Origin of the sequence: Flavobacterium sp. (assembly GCF_965284515.1) — a bacterium.
Lineage (GTDB): Bacteria > Bacteroidota > Bacteroidia > Flavobacteriales > Flavobacteriaceae > Flavobacterium.
Genome location: NZ_OZ260089.1, coordinates 990,640 through 1,010,594, shown reverse-complemented (window position 1 = coordinate 1,010,594; position 19,955 = coordinate 990,640). Strand labels below are relative to the sequence as shown.

22 protein-coding genes and 1 tRNA gene are annotated in these 19,955 nt (G+C 31.5%); 6 read left to right on the top strand and 17 right to left on the bottom strand.

Annotated elements, in window-relative coordinates; genetic code table 11:
- Positions 1 to 44 precede the first annotated feature (44 nt).
- Genes ACQ65T_RS04615 through ACQ65T_RS04605 form a run of 3 tightly spaced genes read right to left on the bottom strand, consistent with a single transcriptional unit; the run spans position 45 to position 1,779 of the window.
- The gene (locus ACQ65T_RS04615; RefSeq protein ID WP_430399924.1) at positions 45 to 416 is read right to left on the bottom strand and encodes a hypothetical protein; all 372 of its coding nucleotides are present in this window, start codon (positions 414 to 416) and stop codon (positions 45 to 47) included.
- The gene (locus ACQ65T_RS04610) at positions 416 to 1,162 is read right to left on the bottom strand and encodes a hypothetical protein (RefSeq protein ID WP_430399923.1); all 747 of its coding nucleotides are present in this window, start codon (positions 1,160 to 1,162) and stop codon (positions 416 to 418) included. Before ACQ65T_RS04610 ends, ACQ65T_RS04615 begins: the two co-directional genes overlap by 1 nt.
- A gap of 5 nt (positions 1,163 to 1,167) precedes the next feature.
- On the bottom strand, positions 1,168 to 1,779 hold the full coding sequence (locus tag ACQ65T_RS04605) for a hypothetical protein (protein ID WP_430399922.1): 612 nt from the start codon (positions 1,777 to 1,779) through the stop codon (positions 1,168 to 1,170).
- Positions 1,780 to 1,869: 90 nt separating this feature from the next.
- Here ACQ65T_RS04605 and ACQ65T_RS04600 point away from each other — a divergent pair, with 90 nt between their 5' ends.
- The gene (locus ACQ65T_RS04600; RefSeq protein ID WP_430399921.1) at positions 1,870 to 2,100 is read left to right on the top strand and encodes a helix-turn-helix domain-containing protein; all 231 of its coding nucleotides are present in this window, start codon (positions 1,870 to 1,872) and stop codon (positions 2,098 to 2,100) included.
- Positions 2,101 to 2,162: 62 nt separating this feature from the next.
- On the opposite strand, the gene ACQ65T_RS04595 is transcribed toward ACQ65T_RS04600, so the two are convergent.
- The 7 genes from ACQ65T_RS04595 to ACQ65T_RS04565 all read right to left on the bottom strand — a co-directional run bounded on the left by ACQ65T_RS04595 (position 2,163) and on the right by ACQ65T_RS04565 (position 11,310).
- A complete protein-coding gene (locus ACQ65T_RS04595) occupies positions 2,163 to 3,371 on the bottom strand; it encodes a site-specific integrase (RefSeq protein ID WP_430399920.1) in 1,209 nt (402 codons plus the stop codon).
- 326 nt (positions 3,372 to 3,697) lie between these two features.
- Positions 3,698 to 3,771: transfer RNA gene (locus ACQ65T_RS04590), tRNA-Asp, on the bottom strand.
- 86 nt (positions 3,772 to 3,857) lie between these two features.
- On the bottom strand, positions 3,858 to 4,784 hold the full coding sequence (locus ACQ65T_RS04585; protein ID WP_430399919.1) for a DUF58 domain-containing protein: 927 nt from the start codon (positions 4,782 to 4,784) through the stop codon (positions 3,858 to 3,860).
- Between the two features lie 83 nt (positions 4,785 to 4,867).
- Positions 4,868 to 5,185: a thioredoxin gene (gene trxA, locus ACQ65T_RS04580; protein WP_320816114.1), complete on the bottom strand. Its 318-nt coding sequence runs from the start codon at positions 5,183 to 5,185 to the stop codon at positions 4,868 to 4,870.
- A 111-nt stretch (positions 5,186 to 5,296) separates the two neighbouring features.
- Complete coding sequence (locus tag ACQ65T_RS04575; RefSeq protein WP_430399918.1) at positions 5,297 to 5,872, bottom strand: peroxiredoxin-like family protein; 576 nt, start codon at positions 5,870 to 5,872, stop codon at positions 5,297 to 5,299.
- 66 nt (positions 5,873 to 5,938) lie between these two features.
- A complete protein-coding gene (dnaE, locus tag ACQ65T_RS04570) occupies positions 5,939 to 10,450 on the bottom strand; it encodes a DNA polymerase III subunit alpha (protein WP_430399917.1) in 4,512 nt (1,503 codons plus the stop codon).
- Positions 10,451 to 10,608: 158 nt separating this feature from the next.
- Positions 10,609 to 11,310 carry a DUF6252 family protein gene (locus tag ACQ65T_RS04565; RefSeq protein ID WP_430399916.1) on the bottom strand — a complete coding sequence of 234 codons (702 nt, stop codon included), beginning with the start codon at positions 11,308 to 11,310 and terminating at the stop codon, positions 10,609 to 10,611.
- 172 nt (positions 11,311 to 11,482) lie between these two features.
- Between ACQ65T_RS04565 and ACQ65T_RS04560 the strand changes: the two genes are divergently transcribed.
- The 5 genes from ACQ65T_RS04560 to ACQ65T_RS04540 all read left to right on the top strand — a co-directional run bounded on the left by ACQ65T_RS04560 (position 11,483) and on the right by ACQ65T_RS04540 (position 15,511).
- Complete coding sequence (locus ACQ65T_RS04560) at positions 11,483 to 12,037, top strand: 30S ribosomal protein S16 (protein ID WP_430399915.1); 555 nt, start codon at positions 11,483 to 11,485, stop codon at positions 12,035 to 12,037.
- Between the two features lie 15 nt (positions 12,038 to 12,052).
- A complete protein-coding gene (rimM, locus tag ACQ65T_RS04555) occupies positions 12,053 to 12,580 on the top strand; it encodes a ribosome maturation factor RimM (RefSeq protein WP_430399914.1) in 528 nt (175 codons plus the stop codon).
- An 11-nt stretch (positions 12,581 to 12,591) separates the two neighbouring features.
- The gene (locus ACQ65T_RS04550; RefSeq protein ID WP_430399913.1) at positions 12,592 to 13,302 is read left to right on the top strand and encodes a tRNA1(Val) (adenine(37)-N6)-methyltransferase; all 711 of its coding nucleotides are present in this window, start codon (positions 12,592 to 12,594) and stop codon (positions 13,300 to 13,302) included.
- Positions 13,303 to 13,427: 125 nt separating this feature from the next.
- Entirely contained in the window at positions 13,428 to 14,606 is a 1,179-nt protein-coding gene (locus tag ACQ65T_RS04545; protein WP_430399912.1) for an acyl-CoA dehydrogenase family protein, read from the top strand.
- Between the two features lie 122 nt (positions 14,607 to 14,728).
- The gene (locus ACQ65T_RS04540) at positions 14,729 to 15,511 is read left to right on the top strand and encodes a DUF3050 domain-containing protein (protein WP_430399911.1); all 783 of its coding nucleotides are present in this window, start codon (positions 14,729 to 14,731) and stop codon (positions 15,509 to 15,511) included.
- Between the two features lie 36 nt (positions 15,512 to 15,547).
- Here ACQ65T_RS04540 and ACQ65T_RS04535 read toward each other — a convergent pair whose 3' ends face one another.
- The 7 genes from ACQ65T_RS04535 to ACQ65T_RS04505 all read right to left on the bottom strand — a co-directional run bounded on the left by ACQ65T_RS04535 (position 15,548) and on the right by ACQ65T_RS04505 (position 19,927).
- Positions 15,548 to 15,877 (bottom strand): ferredoxin, encoded by a 330-nt coding sequence (locus ACQ65T_RS04535; RefSeq protein WP_430399910.1) that lies wholly within the window; start codon positions 15,875 to 15,877, stop codon positions 15,548 to 15,550.
- A 19-nt stretch (positions 15,878 to 15,896) separates the two neighbouring features.
- On the bottom strand, positions 15,897 to 16,265 hold the full coding sequence (locus tag ACQ65T_RS04530; RefSeq protein ID WP_430399909.1) for a four helix bundle protein: 369 nt from the start codon (positions 16,263 to 16,265) through the stop codon (positions 15,897 to 15,899).
- A 34-nt stretch (positions 16,266 to 16,299) separates the two neighbouring features.
- Complete coding sequence (locus tag ACQ65T_RS04525; RefSeq protein ID WP_430399908.1) at positions 16,300 to 17,358, bottom strand: NAD(P)/FAD-dependent oxidoreductase; 1,059 nt, start codon at positions 17,356 to 17,358, stop codon at positions 16,300 to 16,302.
- Positions 17,359 to 17,435: 77 nt separating this feature from the next.
- A complete protein-coding gene (locus ACQ65T_RS04520) occupies positions 17,436 to 17,675 on the bottom strand; it encodes a NifU family protein (protein WP_430399907.1) in 240 nt (79 codons plus the stop codon).
- 1 nt (position 17,676) lies between these two features.
- Positions 17,677 to 18,819 carry a P-loop NTPase gene (locus ACQ65T_RS04515; protein WP_430399906.1) on the bottom strand — a complete coding sequence of 381 codons (1,143 nt, stop codon included), beginning with the start codon at positions 18,817 to 18,819 and terminating at the stop codon, positions 17,677 to 17,679.
- 142 nt (positions 18,820 to 18,961) lie between these two features.
- The gene (locus tag ACQ65T_RS04510) at positions 18,962 to 19,297 is read right to left on the bottom strand and encodes an MGMT family protein (protein WP_430399905.1); all 336 of its coding nucleotides are present in this window, start codon (positions 19,295 to 19,297) and stop codon (positions 18,962 to 18,964) included.
- A gap of 3 nt (positions 19,298 to 19,300) precedes the next feature.
- The gene (locus tag ACQ65T_RS04505) at positions 19,301 to 19,927 is read right to left on the bottom strand and encodes a hypothetical protein (protein WP_430399904.1); all 627 of its coding nucleotides are present in this window, start codon (positions 19,925 to 19,927) and stop codon (positions 19,301 to 19,303) included.
- Positions 19,928 to 19,955: the final 28 nt, after the last annotated feature.

Here is a 19,955-nt window from a genome sequence, read left to right as displayed (position 1 = left end):
ATTTTAGGATTAATCTAAACTTAATAAATTAATTATTTCTTTGTTTAAAAAGGATTTTCCATATCAAACATATTCGATTTCAAATTAATGTTTCTTTCAAAACAATTAAAATATGAACATTTGAAAATTTCAATTCCTCTTTTATTCTTAGATATTATAAATGACATATAATTATTTGAATTATTTCCAACAAACAAATAACCTCCTTTTCTTTTATCACAACTTCCACACTTACCGGCTGAAGAAATTAATTTTGTGTCCCCAAATTCTTTAAACTCATTGAATGATATATATAATTTATTTATAAAATTGTTATCTAATTCATTTGATTCAAAACTTTTGTGTAATATTTCTTTAATTAAATCAATATCAAAAACTTCAATCGCCCCTACAAGTCTTAATTTAATCTTCTCCATCAAAAATCATAAGTTTTTTCGCTATATTTTACAAACTCCATTTCTAATTTATTTATCACACTATTTTTAGTTATTCTTTTTTTAAGACTTTGATCATAATACACATTTTGAATTTCAAGTCTTAATTTATTAAAACCAACAATCCCATTAAATTCTATCCCTATAAAAAAATCAAAATCATTTAATTCTTCTTCAAAATATTCTGTCTTAAATCTAAATTTTATTTCATCTTTATTTATTTCAAAAAACGAATTGTTTAGTTCTCTACAAAAACCAACTTTATTTTTAAATTCATATACATCTTGGTTAAATTTTTCACTATTTCTTTCAAAATACTTGACTTCAAAAATTTTATATTTAACAAGTCCAAACATATTGAAATTTAATATTAATACACTTTGATTTGAAAGATTTGCATAGTAGTATCCATCTAACTTGAGATTAAACGTTTCTAAACTATAATTATTTTTATCAGAGACTTCAATTTTGGCAAACTCATTACTGTTTTTTAAAAGTACTTGATTGTAAATTACAATTTCATCATCATCGTGCTCACAATAGTTATAAGAATACTTAAAGTTGTGATATAAATTAATATCGAATTTTTCGTTATGAAATGTCGAATTTTTTAAATTTTTGTAAGCATTACTTAAATTTTCATTCAATTTCACAATATTGTACCTTATATCATCATCTAAATAAACATAAGGTAAACGAACTCCAACTTCCTCAAACATATTATTCATACAATTCAAATTTTATAGCTGTTTCTTTTATTAACCACTAATAAATCTTTAAATTCTTGATTATAAACAATAGTGAAATATCTGTAAATTGGATTGTCCTTTTCATCTACAATTATTTCATTTAATTCATTCCTCAGAAAATAATTACTTTCGATATTTTCTTGTGTTAGTTTTCCAAAATAAGCTGGTATATTGAAAATATTAGTACTTTCATGACAAACTAAATTAAAATTAACATAATCACCTTTTTCATAATTAAACAAAGTTTCCAATTTAGTCATAACTGACAGAACTTCATTTTTAGAATTTGAATTTTCTAAATTTTCTAAATTTTCTTTAGATATAACAATTTCTTCTGGATTAAATATTAGTTCAAAATGATTTAAAGAAAAAGTAATCCAACTTCTCATTATAACTTTTTTTGAATTCATCTTTAAATCAATTTCAGTAATATCATCTAAAAATGATTTTAAAGTTCTTACTTGAAGAATTTCTGCAACAACATAATCTTCTCGATCACTTTTCTGTAAAAAAGTTAAAACTTTTGTATTTAAACCTAGTCTATCGTAAAAAATAGGATAGACGCTTTTTACAGCATCAAGATTTGCAATTTTCATTTCTAATTTCAATTTACGTTTATAATCATTCCTACAAATATAGGCAAATATGCTCATACCATTATTGCCTATTTATACGAATTTTATTTCGTGATAATAAAAGACAAAAATTTAATATTAAAAGAATTTGGAGCTAATCTTAGAAAACTTCGATTAAAAAAAGGTTTCACACAAGAATCACTTGCAAATGAGCTAGGTGTTGAAATTTCACAGATTAGCAGAATTGAAAGAGGAGTTATAAACACTTCTGTTACTACTATGTATGCAATATCCAAAATCCTTGAAGTCAATACTGACGATTTCTTTAATTCTGCTAATTAACAGAACCAATATTAAATAGAAATAATTTTAAATCCATACGGAAATCCGTAAACAACTAAATTTTATTTTACATTTAGTTTTTTTGACAAATCCCTCATAGTTTCACTCAACTTTTTATTTACAATTTTTGCATAATAATCTTGTGTAGTTGATATTTTAGAATGTCCTAATAATTCAGAAACAACTTCCATTGGAACATCATTAAACAAAAGTACTGTTGAAGCAAAAGTTTTACGAGCTATATGATGTGTTAGATTCTTTTTTAATCCAACTATATCAGCTATTTCTTTTAAATAGGAATTAAAGCGTTGGTTTGAAATGATAGGAAGTAATTTCTCTTCTGATTGATATTTACTAATTATACAAAGTGCCTTTGGTAACATAGGAATCATTAATGGTTTAGAAGTTTTTTCTCTATTCATTTTAATCCACTTATTCCCATCAAAACCCTTTACGATGTGTTCAGCTTTTAAATTACTCATCTCTTTAAAAGCTAATCCAGTGTAACAACAAAACACAAATAAATCCTTGACTTGTTGCAATCTTGTTTGAGAAAAATCATAATTCTCTAAAGATTTCAATTCATCATCAGTTAAATAAATAACTTCTTTCTGAAGTCTTTTTGCTTTGTAACCTATAAAAGGATTCTTGTCAATATACTCTTGTTCTAATGCAAATTGTATTACTTTTCTAAAACGTTGAATTGCTTTATTAATAGTACTTTGTTCTAATCCTTTCTGTGTTTTTAAGAAGTACTCATATTCATTAAGAAAGTTTAATTTAAGTTCTTTTAACTTGATGTCATTAGCTCTAAAATAAGCCTTTATAAAGGATTTTAAATGAACAAATGACTCAATATACTTCTTATACGTAACCTTCTTTAAATCTCTTCCAATTAGCTTATGAATACGGATATTGAATAGCTCATAAACCTCCAAAACTCCAAGTTCTTTTTTAGGCGTATTTCCTTTAAACTTAGTGTAAATATCATCAACTGTAAACTCAGAATTGTTGATTTGTAGGTACAAAAAAACCTGATTAATTTGGTTCTTAATCAGGTTCAATTGTGAATTTATATAGTTATTGTCATTACTTGGAGGTTCACACTCTTGAAGTGAATTATTCCAATTTTTGGGATTAATAAATAACCCAACAGAAAATTGTTTCCTCACATCTAAATAAGTGATTCTACACATTAAAGGAGCTTTACCGTCTTTTCGTGTTTTGTTTTTTGATAGAATATAACGAATGTTAAATTTTAAATTTTTCATGGCTTATAGTATTAGAAAATTGGTTAAATAAATAGCTACCTTTAAAAATAAAATAGCTACCTTTTTTGCTACCTTTTTTTAAGGTAATTTATATGTTTAAGTGATAGAATAAAAAATGTAGTTATATAGAGAAGAAACTCAAAAAGGTATAAAATCAAAAAAGCCATCCAAATTCTGATAATTCAGAATGTTTGGAAAGCTTTTCATTGGTCTAACTACTAAACCTGCTACGAGTTACAAAGTCGCAGCGTAAACAACACAACTGTTTTTGATGCTTTTATTGGGCAAAAAAGCACCTCATTTCTGAAGTGCTTTCCCCAATCTTGCGGTCTGGACGGGACTCGAACCCGCGACCCCCTGCGTGACAGGCAGGTATTCTAACCAGCTGAACTACCAGACCGTTGCTTGATTGCGAGTGCAAATATAGGACGGAATTTTAATATTCCAAACCTTTTTTAAAAAAAATTTCATCTTTTTTTTAGCCAATTAGCCAAACCTTTGTTTTTCAACTAAATATGTGGTCATAATTTTTTGAAAATTTTCTCCAACCGCAACAGGAACGTACTGAATTTTATACTGCATGCAATTATTTTCAATCTTTTTAAAAAAAGAACTTACTCCTTTTTCATAATCTTCTTTTGTTTGATCAGTATATAAGTTGACGGTTTCACCAGTTTCAACATCAATAAACTTTCTAGGAACTCCATCATAGTCTAACTTAAGTTCTGATTTTTCATCATAAACATGAAACACAATTACTTTATGTTTGTTGTGCTTTAAATGCTGTAATGCTTTAAAAATTTCTTCTTCATTTGTATTTTGAAACATATCTGTAAATAACACCACCATAGAACGACGGTGCATTTTTTCAGCAATTTGATGCAAATAAGCAACCGTATCTGTATTTTTTGATTGTTTGGTGTTTTCTAAAACCGATTCTAGCTTATCTAAAAGCATACGATGATGACGTTCGCTTCCTTTTTCTGGTGCATAATATTCATATTCGTCGGAATAAACACTTAGACCAACAGCGTCACGCTGCTTTTTAAGCAAATTCATTAAAACCGCAGAAGCCAAGACCGAAAAACCTATTTTGCTTTCGTAAAAGCCTTGACTTGTCTTTAAAACAGGATAATGCATAGAAGAAGAGTTGTCGATAATTAAATGACAACGCATATTGGTTTCTTCCTCATAGCGCTTTGTATAAAGTCGGTCGGTTTTTGCAAATAATTTCCAATCAATATGCTTGGTGCTTTCGCCTGGATTGTAAATTTTATGTTCAGCAAACTCAGCAGAGAAACCATGAAACGGACTTTTATGCATTCCCGAAATAAAACCTTCAACCACTTGTTTTGCCAAGAGTTCAAGATGTTCAAAACTGGATATTTTTTCTAATTGATTTTCAATCTTCATCTCTCAAAGATAAACTGAAATTTTGTAAATAAAAAAGCCCAACATATGTTGGGCTTCATTTTCTTTTTCAATTATATGCTTTATTACAATAATGCGTCGATAGCATCTGTATATGTTTTCTTTGGAGCAACTCCAACTTGACGACCTACTACTTCTCCGTTTTGGAAAATTAATACTGTAGGGATGTTTCTTACTCCGTATTTTGCTGCAAATTCTTGGTTTGCATCTACGTCAACTTTTCCTACTACTGCTTTTCCTTCATAGTCAGCAGAAACCTCATCAATAACTGGTCCAACCATTCTACATGGTCCGCACCAAGCTGCCCAAAAATCTACTACTACTGGTTTATCTGATTTTAATACTACTTCTTCAAAAGTAGCATCTGTAATTGCTAATGCCATATCTTTTAACTTTTATGTTGTTTATTTATTAAAACAAAAATAGCTATTTATTTTTTAGGAACGCTAATAAATGAATTGCTTTTGCTTATAGTTCTATTTTAAAAAATGATACTAAAGTGATTTTAAAACCGCCAATAACACATCGCCTTTTAAACGAGTTCCGTAATTTGGGTTAATGTACATGAATTCAATTTCTTGCTTATCATTTAATACATAAACTGTAGGAACAGGAAGAAATCCAGGATTTTTACCTTCTGAATACTTATCTAACTTAGGCTTTTCTCTTGAGAATGCAATCCCAACTGCTTGAGAAAAAACCCCTTCGCTATCTGAATACAATTTGTACTGAAGTTCTTTTTTATCTAAGGTTTGTTTTAGAAAACTAGGCGCATCTGGACTAATTGCAATTACTTGATAACCTAAAGCGATAATGTCTTTTTCAATTTCTTGCATATCGGCCAATTGTGAATTACAATAAGGACACCAACCACCTCGATAAACTACAAGAACTGTCTTTTTATCAAGAATATCTTTTGTTTTTACCTCTTTTCCATTTGTGTCATGCAAAACTACATTTGGAATTTTTTCTCCAATTAATAACGGACTTACATTTTCTGCTTTATCTGCTATTTGTGCAAATGAAACAATAGAAAATAAAAGGGTTACGATTTTAAAAATATTTTTCATAATTCACTTTTTTATTTGATACAAAGTTCAACAATTAAGCCGAAACAGAATGTTAGCTGTATTACATTAATTCAATTTAAAATTAATTTGCATGCTTTCTAATTCTTGAAGCAGTTCATTTGAAATTTTAATTTTCAGCTTTCTACTTGGCATTACTAATTTTGTTACAACTTGAATTTCTTCTATTTCAGTTTCTAAAACTGCATTTTCTGTAGATTCGTCTTCTGCATCTGAAGATTCATCTTCTTCGCTTTCTACTACAACCTCAGAAGCAACTATCCTTTTGACTTTTTGAAGTTCCATTACTTCCATGGTAACTTGATGATCTCCTTTTGCTCTTGAAAACAAATCTTGAAGTGCAAAAACTAACTTTTCACTTAAATCAGCAACATTAAGTTGCAGAATTAATTTTTTAGCAAAAGTAGCTAACACATCTTGAAGCATTTTAACATCTATAAACTGCATTCTAGGATCTCCTTTTTTGCCTTCAGCATTTGTCCATCCTTCTTTGACAACAAGCTTTATAAAAGTAAAATTGTTTTGAATAAACATATGTCGAAACTTTAAATACTCTTCTCCAAATATTCTAAAATCGTAACTTTCATCGTAACCTTCTAAAGTAAACATTGCCCAACCTTTACCGTTTTTAGCGGTTCTGTGTTCTATTTTAGTAATGATCCCACCAATACTAATGTTTTTACCCACAAATGCATTCAAATCTTTTAAACTCTCTAGCTTCGTGTTGCAGAAATATTTCATTTCATATTTATAATCGTCAAGCGGATGGCCCGAGATATAAATACCAACAACCTCTTTTTCCTTGGCCAACTTTTCCATAGTATTCCATTCCTCACAAGGCGGAACAATTGGTTCTGGAATTTGTACATCAGATGCATCACCAAATAAACTTACTTGCGATGAGTTTTCGTTTTCTTGAAACTTAGCACCATACTTAACCGCTTTTTCTAAAAAGGTAATTCCGTCTCCTTCATCATGAAAATATTGCGCTCTATGTGTGTCTCCAAAACCATCAAAACCTCCGGCTAAAGCCAAACTTTCAAATGCTTTTTTATTTGCTGCTCTTAAATCAATTTTCTTAGCAACATCAAAGATGGATTTGTATTTTCCGTCTTTTCTATTTTGAACTATAGTGTCTACCGCATTAGCACCAACACCTTTTATTGCTCCCATTCCAAAACGAACGGCATAATCTTCATTTACGGTAAATTTATAATATGATTCATTTACATCTGGACCCAAAACTTGTAATCCCATTCGTTTACATTCTTCCATAAAGAAAGAAACTTGCTTAATGTCGTTCATGTTATTTGAAAGTACCGCTGCCATGTATTCGGCAGGAAAATGCGCTTTTAAATAAGCGGTTTGATAAGCAATCCAAGCATAACAAGTAGAATGCGATTTATTAAAAGCATAACTCGCAAAAGCTTCCCAGTCTTTCCAAATCTTCTCTAAAATTGTAGCATCGTGACCTTTTGCAGAAGCCTGTTCTACAAATTTTGGCTTCATTTTATCTAGAACGTCTTTTTGCTTTTTACCCATTGCTTTACGCAATACATCGGCCTCACCTTTGGTAAAATCAGCTAAAGATTGAGACAAAAGCATTACTTGCTCTTGGTAAACTGTAATTCCATAGGTTTCTCCTAAATACTCTTCACAAGCATCTAAATCGTATTTTATTTCTTCTTCTCCGTTTTTTCTTCTTACAAAAGAAGGAATATACTCCAATGGTCCCGGACGATACAATGCATTCATTGCAATTAAATCTCCGAAAACCGTTGGCTTTAATTCTTTCATGTATTTCTGCATTCCAGGAGATTCATATTGGAAAATACCAACTGTTTCTCCTCTTTGGAACAACTCATACGTTTTCTGATCATCAATTGGAAAAGTATCCGGATCTAAATCAATATTGTTTCTGTACTTAACTAACTTAACCGTATCTTTAATTAAGGTCAAGGTTTTTAGACCTAAGAAGTCCATTTTTAATAAACCTGCACTTTCTGCTACAGAGTTGTCAAATTGGGTAAGGTATAAATCGGAATCTTTTGCGGTTGTAACCGGAACGAAATTAGTAATATCAGAAGGTGTAATGATTACTCCACAAGCATGAACACCTGTATTTCGAAGAGATCCTTCTAATATTTTTGCTTGCTGAATAGTTTCTCCCGCTAAATCTTCACCGTTAGCAATGTTAATTAACTCTTGTACTTTTTCAAATTCTTCAGATCGCAATGCCTTTTTAACATCTGATTCATCTTCAGCAATAAAACGGGCTAAATTCCATTTAGAAGGCATCATTCCAGGAATTAATTTTGCAATTCTATCAGCTTCAAATAGCGGTAAATCTAAAACACGAGCGGTGTCTCTAATCGCCGATTTTGTTGCCATTTTACCATAGGTAATAATTTGCGCAACTTGTTTTTGTCCGTATTTTTCAATTACATAATCCATAACACGACCTCGGCCTTCATCATCAAAATCAATATCAATATCGGGCATGGATACACGATCAGGATTTAAGAAACGCTCAAAAAGCAAATCGTACTTAATTGGATCAATATTGGTGATTTTCAAACAATAGGCAACCACCGAACCTGCAGCAGAACCACGACCTGGCCCTACAGAAACATCCATTTTACGAGCTTCAGCAATGAAATCTTGTACAATTAAGAAATAACCCGGATAACCAGAGTTCGAAATCGTTAATAATTCGAAATCTAAACGCTCTTGAATGGCTGGTGTTATTTCTCCATAGCGCAGTTTTGCTCCTTCATAAGTTAAATGCCTTAAATATGCATTTTCACCTCTTACCCCACCATCTTTTTCATCTTCAGGGTTTATAAACTCTTCAGGGATATCATATTTTGGAAGTAAAACATCTCGGTAAAGCGAATAAATTTCGACTTTATCTACAATTTCTTGAATATTGGTAATTGCGTCTGGCAAATCAGCAAAAAGACTTTTCATTTCTTCTTGCGACTTGAAATAATATTCTTGATTTGGCAATCCGTAGCGATAGCCTCTTCCTCTTCCTATAGGGGTGGCTTGTTTCTCTCCGTCTTTCACACACAATAGAATATCATGTGCATTCGCATCTTCTTTATTTACATAATACGTATTATTAGTTGCAACCAACTTTACATTGTGCTTTTGAGAAAACTCAATTAAGGTTTTATTAACTCGATTTTCATCTTCTTGATTATGCCTCATAATCTCGAGATAAAAGTCATCTCCAAATTGTTCTTTCCACCAAATTAAAGCTTCTTCGGCTTGATTTTCTCCAATGTTTAGAATTTTACTGGGAATTTCTCCATATAAATTTCCAGACAAAACCATAATATCTTCTTTGTACTTTTCAATGACATTTCTATCAATTCTTGGCACATAATAAAATCCTTCTGTAAAAGCGATTGATGACATTTTTGCCAAATTATGATATCCCTTTTTATTTTTTGCTAAAAGAACAACTTGATATCCATTGTCTTTTATAGTTTTATCTAAATGATTTTCACAAACATTATATTCACAACCTACAATTGGTTTAATTTGACAATCTTCTGACTCTTCCCCAGCTTCAATTGCAGCCTCCATCTTAGCCTTAGCAGCTTTATTATGATTCATAACAGCACTTACAAAATGAAATGCTCCCATCATGTTTGCGGTATCAGTCATTGCAACCGCATTCATTTTGTTTTTTGATGTAGCCGAAACCAAATTAGGAATTCCAATTGTAGATTGAAGTACAGAAAACTGTGTGTGGTTATGTAAATGAGCAAACTTCGCGTCTTTTAAACCTTCTTTATCAGATTCTGAAATTGCAGTTTGCACACTCTCTTGTTCAACTTTTTGCAACTGTTTTCTAATTTGCTCAGAAGCTGCTTTTAAGTTGATATGTTTTAATCCAATAAGTTGAATTTCTTTTGGATGATGCTCTTTAAATCGGTTAAAGTAATCTGGCGTTACATCTAGCTCTTCTTTAGTAAAAACCTCAAGTTTGATTAATTCTAAAAAACATCGGGTTGTAGCCTCTACATCGGCAGTTGCGTTATGCGCCTCTGAAAAAGGAACTTTAAATAAGTACTCATGCAACTCTGTTAATGTAGGCAATTTGAATTTTCCACCTCTACCTCCTGGAAGTTGTAATAGTGAAGCTGTAACTTCTGTACAAGTATCCAAAACCGGCATTTCAGACATTTTTGAATGCACATTCATTCTGTGAAATTCACAACCCATAATATTTACATCAAAACCTAAGTTTTGACCCACAATAAACTTGGCCTTAGATAATGCTATATTGAATTTTTCAAGAACTTCGCTTAACGAGATTCCTTGATCCATTGCTAATTCAGTAGAAATTCCATGAATACGCTCTGCGTCATAAGGAATATTGAATCCTTCTGGTTTAACCAAATAATCTTGATGCTCAATAAGATTACCCATTTCATCATGCAATTGCCATGCAATTTGAATACAACGTGGCCAATTGTCTGTGTCAGTAATAGGAGCAGACCAGCTACGTGGCAATCCGGTGGTTTCAGTATCAAAAATTAAATACATTAAATTGATTGTTAAGCGTTAAGCAATAAAAGAATTGGAAATTTCAATAAAACAAAAATACATTATAAAAAAATGAGTCACAATTTTAGTTATCAACAGAAAACAAAAAAGCCGTTTTGAGGGTCTCAAAACGGCTTTATATTATATTAAATTTTTAATTATAATCCTGCTCCACTTACATTATAAAACACTCCATTTGAAAAAGTGATAACCTCTCCAGAACTATTTACTGCATTAAATTTAAAAGTCCCAGAATACTTTCCGTTATCAATTTCTTCAATCACAATTTCACCATTACTTTGTTGAGTATTTAATATCCTTACTCTTGCATTATTGTCTCCTCCAACGATACTTACTATATCTCCAGCAACATAACCGTCTCCTCTAGAAACTATAGAAACCTTTGTTATATTTCCATTTACATTAGTCTCAATTGCAAATTTTAATCCTGAACCTGAACCCGTAACTGGAGTAGTTTGAGAATTGTTAGAATTTGCATATCCTGTTCCAGCATTAACTATATTTGATACTTTATAAGCCGGACCTGAAAATAAAGATGTGTCATAGCTAGAAGAAAAATCCAAACCATCAAAATCGTAAGAAGCATAATTATCTTGATTAGTAGTTCCTAAATTATAGCTCTCAATATCATCAATTGATGTTCTAAGAACGATTGTCTCATATTGAGTGTATGCAGTTATTACAAATCTTCCATCTCCATCTATTGAGACTCTAGCATCTTTAGCCCTCCAAGTAGCATCATTAAATTTTGCTTGAAACGCAGGATTATTAGTCTGAATATCAGTTGTACAAGCAGATAATACTAGAGAGGCGATAAATAAATAAAATATATTTTTCATTTTTTCTTAAAATTTTCAAAATTCAATTAACAAAAATAATTTTTTAAAACTAAAAATAGCATATTTATGTAAAAATTATTTTAAAAATATTTTCTTAATGTAAATATAAATATCGTATATTTGCCGCCTTAATTAACTGAGGTCGTGTACCTCAAAATTTAATCATTAGATTATGTCAGTAAAAATTAGATTACAAAGACACGGTAAAAAAGGAAAACCTTTTTACTGGATCGTTGCAGCTGATGCACGTTCAAAAAGAGATGGTAAATTCTTAGACAAAATCGGAACTTACAATCCAAACACAAACCCTGCAACTATTGACTTAAATGTTGATAGCGCTGTTCAATGGTTACACAATGGTGCTCAACCAACTGATACGGCTAGAGCTATTCTTTCTTACAAAGGTGCTTTATTGAAACATCACTTAGATGGTGGAGTAAGAAAAGGAGCTTTAACACAAGATCAAGCAGATGCTAAATTTGCTAAATGGGTTGAAGAAAAAGCTGGAAAAGTTGATTCTAAAAAAGATGGTTTAAGCAAGGCGCAAGCTGACGCTAAAGCTAAAGCTTTAAAAGCAGAAAAGGAAGCGAATGACAAGCGTATTGCTGCACAAGCTGAAGCTGCTAAAGTTGAAGAGATTGTAGAAGAAGTAACTGAAGAAGTTGTAGAAACAGCTACTGAAGAAGCTCCAGCAGTTGAAGAAAACAACGAAGAAACAGAAGCTTAATTAAAAAATGTAATTATGCGTAAAGATGAATGTTTCTATTTAGGCAAAATTGCAAAAAAATTTAGTTTCAAGGGGGAAGTTCTAGCATTCCTAGATACCGATGAACCCGAAACCTATGAAAATTTGGAATCAGTTTTTGTTGAACTCAACAAAACACTGGTTCCATTTTTTATTGAAAAAAGTCATATTCATAAAAGCAAATTCCTTAGAATTAAATTTGAAGACTTTACTTGTGAAGAGGATGCAGACGCAATTATGAATTGTGAATTATATTTACCCCTTTCTTTCTTACCCAAACTTGAAGGCAATAAATTTTATTACCATGAAATTGAAGGCTTTAAGGTAGAAGACACGCGCTTAGGCGACATTGGTATCATTCAGCGCATTAATGACAGTAATGCACAGCCTCTTTTTGAAATTGAAAAAAACGGAATTGAAATCCTTGTTCCCTTAATTGACGATTTCATAGTTAAGATTGACAGAGAAAACAAGACAATACACCTAAATACCCCTGAAGGACTCGTTGATTTATACTTAGGTTAAATCTTAATTTCATGTCGTTTCAATTCAAACAATTTACTATAGAACAAGATCGTTGTGCAATGAAAATTGGCACCGATGCGGTTTTACTTGGTGCTTGGACGCCAATTCCTAAAAACTTATTTAGCATTTTAGATATTGGAGCCGGAACAGGCGTTTTAGCTTTAATGTTAGCCCAAAGAACTTCGGCCCAACAAATCGATGCCATAGAAATTGATGACCAAGCGTATGAACAATGTGTAGATAATTTCGAAAATTCAGCTTGGGGAGAAAGCCTATTTTGTTATCACGCAGGTTTAGATGAATTTCTTGAAGAAATGGAAGATGAATCTTATGACTTGATCATTTCAAACCCACCTTTTTATACAGACGACTACAAATCTAATACAGACAAAAGAAATTTAGCCCGATTTGAAGAAGCACTTCCTTTTGAGGAGCTAATTGAAAGTGCTGCCAATTTATTAAGTGAATTTGGAGTATTTTCAGTTATAATTCCTTTTAAAGAAGAAAAACGTTTCATTCAACTAGCGTCTGAATTTCAACTACACCCTTTTAAAACAACTCGAGTAAAAGGAAATGAAACCTCTGAAATTAAAAGAAGTTTACTAGCCTTTAAATGGGACGAACAAATTAATATAATTGATGAGTTAGTTATAGAAATAAAAAGACATCAATATACTAATGATTATATTGAACTTACAAAAGAGTTCTATTTGAAGATGTAATATTTTAGCCAAAACATATAAATTATAACATCTGTTCATTGATTTGTTAAAAATGTTTACTTACTTTTGTTCTTCAAAAAACAGATTACAATACATAACTGCATTATAATCATAACGATAAAAAAATGAAACCAGATTTATTCCAATCACCAGATTATTACCTTTTAGACGACTTATTGTCTGATGAACATAAATTAGTTCGTGACGCTGCTCGTGCATGGGTTAAAAAAGAAGTATCTCCAATTATTGAAGAATATGCTCAAAAAGCTGAATTTCCTAAACAAATTGTAAAAGGTTTGGGTGAAATTGGTGGTTTTGGACCTTATATTCCAGAAGAATATGGTGGTGCTGGTTTAGACCAAATTTCTTATGGTTTAATTATGCAAGAAATTGAAAGAGGTGATTCTGGGGTTCGTTCTACTTCGTCTGTACAATCTTCATTAGTAATGTATCCAATTTGGAAATATGGTAACGAAGAGCAAAGAATGAAATATTTACCCAAATTAGCTACTGGTGAATTCATTGGTTGTTTTGGTTTAACAGAACCAGACCACGGATCAAATCCTGGCGGAATGACTACGAATTTTAAAGACATGGGCGACCATTATCTTTTAAACGGTGCAAAAATGTGGATTTCAAACGCGCCTTTTGCTGATATTGCTGTAGTTTGGGCTAAAAATGAAGAAGGAAGAATTCATGGTCTTATTGTAGAAAGAGGAATGGAAGGCTTTTCAACTCCTGAAACACACAATAAATGGTCACTTCGTGCTTCTGCAACAGGTGAATTGATTTTTGATAATGTAAAAGTTCCTAAAGAAAATTTACTGCCAAACAAATCTGGATTAGGAGCACCACTTGGTTGTTTAGATTCTGCTCGTTATGGTATTGCTTGGGGAGCAATTGGAGCAGCTATGGATTGTTATGATACTGCTTTAAGATATTCTAAAGAGCGTATTCAATTTGACAAACCAATTGGAGCAACTCAGTTACAACAAAAGAAATTAGCCGAAATGATTACAGAAATCACTAAAGCACAATTATTAACTTGGAGACTTGGAGTTTTAAGAAATGAAGGAAGAGCTACTTCTGCACAAATTTCTATGGCTAAAAGAAACAATGTTGATATGGCAATTCACATAGCTCGTGAAGCAAGACAAATGCTTGGCGGAATGGGAATTACAGGAGAGTACTCTATTATGCGTCATATGATGAATTTAGAATCTGTAATTACTTATGAAGGAACTCATGATATTCACTTGTTAATTACAGGTATGGATGTAACAGGTTTCCCTGCATTCAAATAATTAAACAAAAAATAAATTTTACATAAAATGCTTCGTTATTTAACGAAGCATTTTTAATTTTGGAACACTATTTGCAAAACTAAACTTAAATAGATTTCGTAAATATATTAAAACATACTGTTATGAAAACCCAAACTATTAACCTCAGCATTCAAAAATATAAAGATGAGTTATTAAATCATACTTTGTATAATGAGATAAAAACAATTGACGACTTACATTGTTTTTTAGAAAATCATGTATTTGCGGTATGGGATTTTATGTCGCTCTTAAAAGCCTTACAAAGCAAACTTACTTGCACAACTACACCATGGATTCCTATTGGAAATCCTGAAACGCGTTATTTAATAAACGAAATTGTTGTTGCAGAAGAAACCGATATTGACTTAGACGGAAATCGAAAAAGCCATTATGAATTGTATTTAGAAGCCATGAAAGCTTGTGGAGCAAATACAACTCCTATTGAAAACTTCTTACAAGACGTTGTGGAAACAAGAAATATTTTTGTTTCAATTAAACAAAGTGAATTGCATTCCAATGTGAAAGAATTTCTAGACTTTACTTTTAGAGTTATAGAAGAAGGCGAAACACATCAAATTGCAGCTGCATTTACATTTGGAAGAGAAGATTTAATACCAGAAATGTTTACCGCAATATTAAAGAAATTTCAAGCTAATTTTCCAGATGTTGATTTATCAAAGTTAATTTATTATTTTGAAAGACATATTGAATTAGATGCCGATGAGCACGGACCAATGGCAATGAAAATGATTGATGAATTGTGCGGAAACGATGATAAGAAATGGCTAGAAGTAGAAACTGTTTCCATCTTAGCATTAGAAAAAAGAATATTATTATGGAATACTATTGAGGAGCAAATCCATAAAAAAGAATTGGTTCATTAAAATAAAAAGCGAGATGATCTTATCTCGCTTTTATATTTATTGTTCTGGTGCTATTTCTATTTCTAAACCTTCAAGGTCTTCTGTGAGATGGATTTGACAACCCAACCTACTATTTTCTTTTACATGATAAGCTTCCCAAAGCATGGCTTCTTCATCTGGGTTTCGTTCTGTTTTTAAAACATCGTTTAAAACATAACATTGACAAGAAGCACACATAGCCATACCGCCACAAATACCTATGGTTCCTTCTTCAGCTAATTCATATGAACGAATAAGCTCCATAACGTTCATATTCATGTCGGTTGGCGCTAAAACCTCATGCTTAACTCCGTTTCTATCGGTAATCTTTATTGTAACATCAGTCATTTATTAAAGGAATTAGGGATTAGTTTTTAGGAGTTAGGTTTTTATTCATAGAGTTTATTAAACCGTATAACATTTTTGAAATCTGATTTGTGTTGTCCAGAAGTGATTTAGACTGATCTATATTTATAAATTTAAGCCTTATAGCCAAGTATAACATTGAACGAACTTCGCTTACAGAACCTAATGAAAAATATAAAAATCTTGAAAAATCTGCGTTTGAACTTCTTTCAAAACCTTCAGCAATATTATTAGAAATTGAAACAGTGGCTCTTGAAATTTGATCTTTGAATGCAAAATCTTTACATTCTCTAAAAATAGAATAAATTTCAACCGCTAAATCTTGTGATTTTTGCCAAACGATTAAATCTTCAAACTTTTGAACAGCCATACTAAATCCTATTTCCTATCTACTAATTACTTAATTAATCTATCGCTTTTACTACTGCTTTTTCGGCTTCTTTTCTTGTTCCATCAAAACCATCAACTCCAGAAACAGTTGTGTATTTCAACACATAACGTTTTCCAGGATTCAATTTATTATAAACACTTTGACACATTAATGTTGCTTCATGAAAACCACAAAGAATTAACTTTAATTTTCCTGGATAAGTGTTTACATCTCCAATAGCATAAATTCCATCTATGTTCGTTTGGTAATCTAAAGCATTATTTACTTTAATGGCATTTTTTTCAATTTCTAATCCCCAATTTGCAATTGGCCCTAACTTTGGCGTTAGTCCAAAAAGAGGAATAAAATAATCGGTTTCAACATTCATTCTTGCTCCGTTAATTTCGATGTCGATAGATTCGATTCTTTCAGATCCACAGAACCCTACAACTTCACCTGGAGTTATTAATTTTATTTTACCCGAATTTTTTAATTCTTGTACTTTCTCAACTGAATCTAAAGCGCCTCTAAATTCATTTCTTCTATGAACTAAAGTTACCGAACTAGCAACATTTGACAAAAAAATACTCCAATCTAAAGCTGAATCTCCTCCACCAGCAATTACTATATTTTTACCACGGTATTTTTCCGGATCTTTTACAAAATAATCGACTCCACGATCTTCTTTTTCATAGAATTCAATATCTTTTAAAACAGGTTTTCTAGGTTCAAAAGTACCCAAACCTCCTGCAATAGCTATTGCTTTTGCTTTATGTTGTGTTCCTTCTTTAGTTGTAACTAAGAAAGTTTCATCTTCTAATTTTTCAATTGTATTGGCTGTTTCCCCTAAAGTAAAACCAGGTTCAAATTGTTTAATTTGCTCCATTAAATTGGTAACCAAATCACCTGCTAAAACTTCAGGGTAACCCGGAATATCAAAAATGGGTTTTTTAGGATACAATTCTGCTAATTGACCTCCTGGTTGCGGGAGAGCATCAATTATATGACATTTAAGTTTTAATAATCCTGCTTCAAAAACAGTGAAAAGTCCAGTAGGACCAGCTCCTATTATTAATATATCTGTTTCAATCATCTTTAAATTTCTTTACTACAAAACTATTAACCAGACCTATCAAATGAAATGATATTTATCAGTTAACAACTTAATAACTAAGCTATATTTTCTACTGTTTCTATTTGAGGTACAAACTTTTTAATTGTTGTTTCAACGCCAGCTTTCATAGTACTCATACTCAAACTACAACTTGTACAAGCCCCTTCTAATCGGACTTTAACATGTTTGTCGTCTATTACTTCTACTAATGAAATATCTCCGCCGTCTGAATTTAAAAAAGGACGAATTTCATTTAAAGCCTTTTCAATGTTTAATATGATTTCTTCTTTGTTCATGTTATTTTCCTTTAACGGCAGAACAACCAGCCATTGTTGTTATTTTTATTGCTTCAGAAGGAGGCAATGTTTCGTTTCTACTTACTGTTTCTGCAACTACGTTTCTTGCTAAATCTTCAAAAGCGGTTTGAATTGGAGAAGCTGTTTGTAATGCAGCTGGACGACCATAATCTCCTGCTTCACGAATACTTTGCACCAATGGAATTTCTCCTAAAAAAGGTACATTTAAATCTTCTGCTAAATTACGAGCACCTTCTTTTCCGAAGATATAATATTTATTATTTGGCAATTCCTCAGGTGTAAAATAAGACATGTTTTCAATGATTCCAAGTACTGGAACGTTAATACTTTCGTTAGCAAACATAGCAACACCTTTTTTAGCATCGGCTAATGCAACAGCCTGAGGAGTACTAACTACAACAGCTCCTGTAATAGGTAACGATTGCATAATAGATAAGTGAATATCTCCTGTTCCTGGTGGTAAATCGATTAACATAAAATCGATTTCTCCCCAATTGGCATCAAAAATCATTTGATTTAAAGCTTTTGCAGCCATTGGTCCACGCCAAATAACCGCTTGGTCTGGTTTAGTGAAAAATCCGATAGAAAGAATTTCTACACCATAACTTTGAACCGGTTGCATTTTTGATTTTCCGTCAATTTCAACCGATGTTGGTTTTGCTTGTTCAACATCAAACATTATTGGCATTGATGGTCCGTAAATATCGGCATCTAAAACACCAACTTTAAATCCCATATTTGCTAAAGTAACGGCTAAGTTTGCCGTAACTGTAGATTTTCCAACTCCACCTTTACCTGAAGAAACTGCAATAATATTACTGATTCCAGGAATAGCTTTTCCTTTAATTTGGTTTGGAACTTCTGGTTTTTCTGGAGCTTCAACTTTTATGTTTACTTTTACTTTTGCTTTTTCATACACTTTTTCGTGTATTACTTTCATGATGTCAACCTCTGCTCGTTTTTTAATATGCAAGGCTGGAGTTGCCAAAGTAAGATCTACTACTACTTCATCTCCAAATGTGATTACGTTTTGAACCGCACCACTTTCCACCATATTTTTACCTTCTCCAGCAACAGAAATAGTTTCTAATGCTTTTAATATTTCTTTTCTATCTAACTTCATTTGTATAACCTTGAAAAGTTGTGTTAACTTTATTTAAACTGATTTAAGATTGCAAAGATAAAGAATATAGTTGTAATGTAATAAAGTTACAAGTTGTAAAGTTTTGTGAAAGTTAACGGGTTGAATTTATAATATCTTATCATTAAAAGTCAGGCTCCCAAAAATATTTTTGGAAATCGACAATTTGGTTATCAACCACTTCTACACCTTCAGATTCTAATAGTTGTTGCATTAAATTAGTCCCGCCGAAATGATGCTTTCCAGATAAAAGACCTAGTCGATTTACCACTCTATGTGCCGGAACATCATCCATGTTATGTGAAGCATTCATTGCCCAACCCACCATTCTTGCAGAACGAGCAGCGCCAAGAGCTTTTGCAATTGCTCCATAGGAAGTTACCTTGCCATATGGAATTTGACGTGCTATTTCGTAAACACGCTCGAAGAAATTTTCGTTATTTGGATTTTTATTAATCAAAACCTAAGTATTGATTATTCTGTAAATAGATAGTATGGCAACAAAACCTGTAAAAGCAGCTAGAATAAAATAAATGTTATTAATTAAAACATCAGCTTTGTCTTCTATTTTTTTAAAGAAAACCGCATAACTATAAAAGATGGTAAAAGTTCCTAAAACAGCTGCAATTGAAAATACAATTATAGAAATTAATGAAAAATCAAACAGTTCTTTTGAAGCTAAAGTTAGGCTTGAAATGGCAAAAAAAGGAATAGCAAACATATTGAAACTTGCCATCATTAAACCGTAAACATATCGGTTTTGTTTTGATTTAATTTCAATTTCTTTCTTTGGTTTTTTAACTTGAAAACCTTTAAACAAAAAGGCAATGGTTAGCAATACAAAAATTACTGTTCCAAATTGTTTCAAAGTATTACTTACACCTGGATGACTATCTAAAAATTTAGCAAAATAAACTCCCGTAAAAGCTTGAATTAATACAATGGTTAGTGTTCCAAAAATAAACAACATTGCCGCTCTTTTATTTTCGGTAATACTAATTTTAGCCGCTAAAACATTTAACATACCTGGAGCAACAAACCCAACAAAGGCAACTAAATATCCAGCTATAAAATCTACAATTAATCCCATTTCGTTTTTTTACAAATTTATCTATCTC

Excerpts from the sequence above, each read along its gene's own strand:
- ACQ65T_RS04615 (WP_430399924.1), bottom strand. The coding sequence starts at position 416 with ATGGAGAAGATTAAATTAAGACTTGTAGGGGCGATTGAAGTTTTTGAT.
- ACQ65T_RS04610 (WP_430399923.1), bottom strand. The coding sequence starts at position 1,162 with ATGAATAATATGTTTGAGGAAGTTGGAGTTCGTTTACCTTATGTTTAT.
- ACQ65T_RS04605 (WP_430399922.1), bottom strand. The coding sequence starts at position 1,779 with ATGAAAATTGCAAATCTTGATGCTGTAAAAAGCGTCTATCCTATTTTT.
- ACQ65T_RS04595 (WP_430399920.1), bottom strand. The coding sequence starts at position 3,371 with ATGAAAAATTTAAAATTTAACATTCGTTATATTCTATCAAAAAACAAA.
- ACQ65T_RS04585 (WP_430399919.1), bottom strand. The coding sequence starts at position 4,784 with ATGAAGATTGAAAATCAATTAGAAAAAATATCCAGTTTTGAACATCTT.
- trxA (WP_320816114.1), bottom strand. The coding sequence starts at position 5,185 with ATGGCATTAGCAATTACAGATGCTACTTTTGAAGAAGTAGTATTAAAA.
- ACQ65T_RS04575 (WP_430399918.1), bottom strand. The coding sequence starts at position 5,872 with ATGAAAAATATTTTTAAAATCGTAACCCTTTTATTTTCTATTGTTTCA.
- dnaE (WP_430399917.1), bottom strand. The coding sequence starts at position 10,450 with ATGTATTTAATTTTTGATACTGAAACCACCGGATTGCCACGTAGCTGG.
- ACQ65T_RS04565 (WP_430399916.1), bottom strand. The coding sequence starts at position 11,310 with ATGAAAAATATATTTTATTTATTTATCGCCTCTCTAGTATTATCTGCT.
- ACQ65T_RS04560 (WP_430399915.1), top strand. The coding sequence starts at position 11,483 with ATGTCAGTAAAAATTAGATTACAAAGACACGGTAAAAAAGGAAAACCT.
- rimM (WP_430399914.1), top strand. The coding sequence starts at position 12,053 with ATGCGTAAAGATGAATGTTTCTATTTAGGCAAAATTGCAAAAAAATTT.
- ACQ65T_RS04550 (WP_430399913.1), top strand. The coding sequence starts at position 12,592 with ATGTCGTTTCAATTCAAACAATTTACTATAGAACAAGATCGTTGTGCA.
- ACQ65T_RS04545 (WP_430399912.1), top strand. The coding sequence starts at position 13,428 with ATGAAACCAGATTTATTCCAATCACCAGATTATTACCTTTTAGACGAC.
- ACQ65T_RS04540 (WP_430399911.1), top strand. The coding sequence starts at position 14,729 with ATGAAAACCCAAACTATTAACCTCAGCATTCAAAAATATAAAGATGAG.
- ACQ65T_RS04535 (WP_430399910.1), bottom strand. The coding sequence starts at position 15,877 with ATGACTGATGTTACAATAAAGATTACCGATAGAAACGGAGTTAAGCAT.
- ACQ65T_RS04530 (WP_430399909.1), bottom strand. The coding sequence starts at position 16,265 with ATGGCTGTTCAAAAGTTTGAAGATTTAATCGTTTGGCAAAAATCACAA.
- ACQ65T_RS04525 (WP_430399908.1), bottom strand. The coding sequence starts at position 17,358 with ATGATTGAAACAGATATATTAATAATAGGAGCTGGTCCTACTGGACTT.
- ACQ65T_RS04520 (WP_430399907.1), bottom strand. The coding sequence starts at position 17,675 with ATGAACAAAGAAGAAATCATATTAAACATTGAAAAGGCTTTAAATGAA.
- ACQ65T_RS04515 (WP_430399906.1), bottom strand. The coding sequence starts at position 18,819 with ATGAAGTTAGATAGAAAAGAAATATTAAAAGCATTAGAAACTATTTCT.
- ACQ65T_RS04505 (WP_430399904.1), bottom strand. The coding sequence starts at position 19,927 with ATGGGATTAATTGTAGATTTTATAGCTGGATATTTAGTTGCCTTTGTT.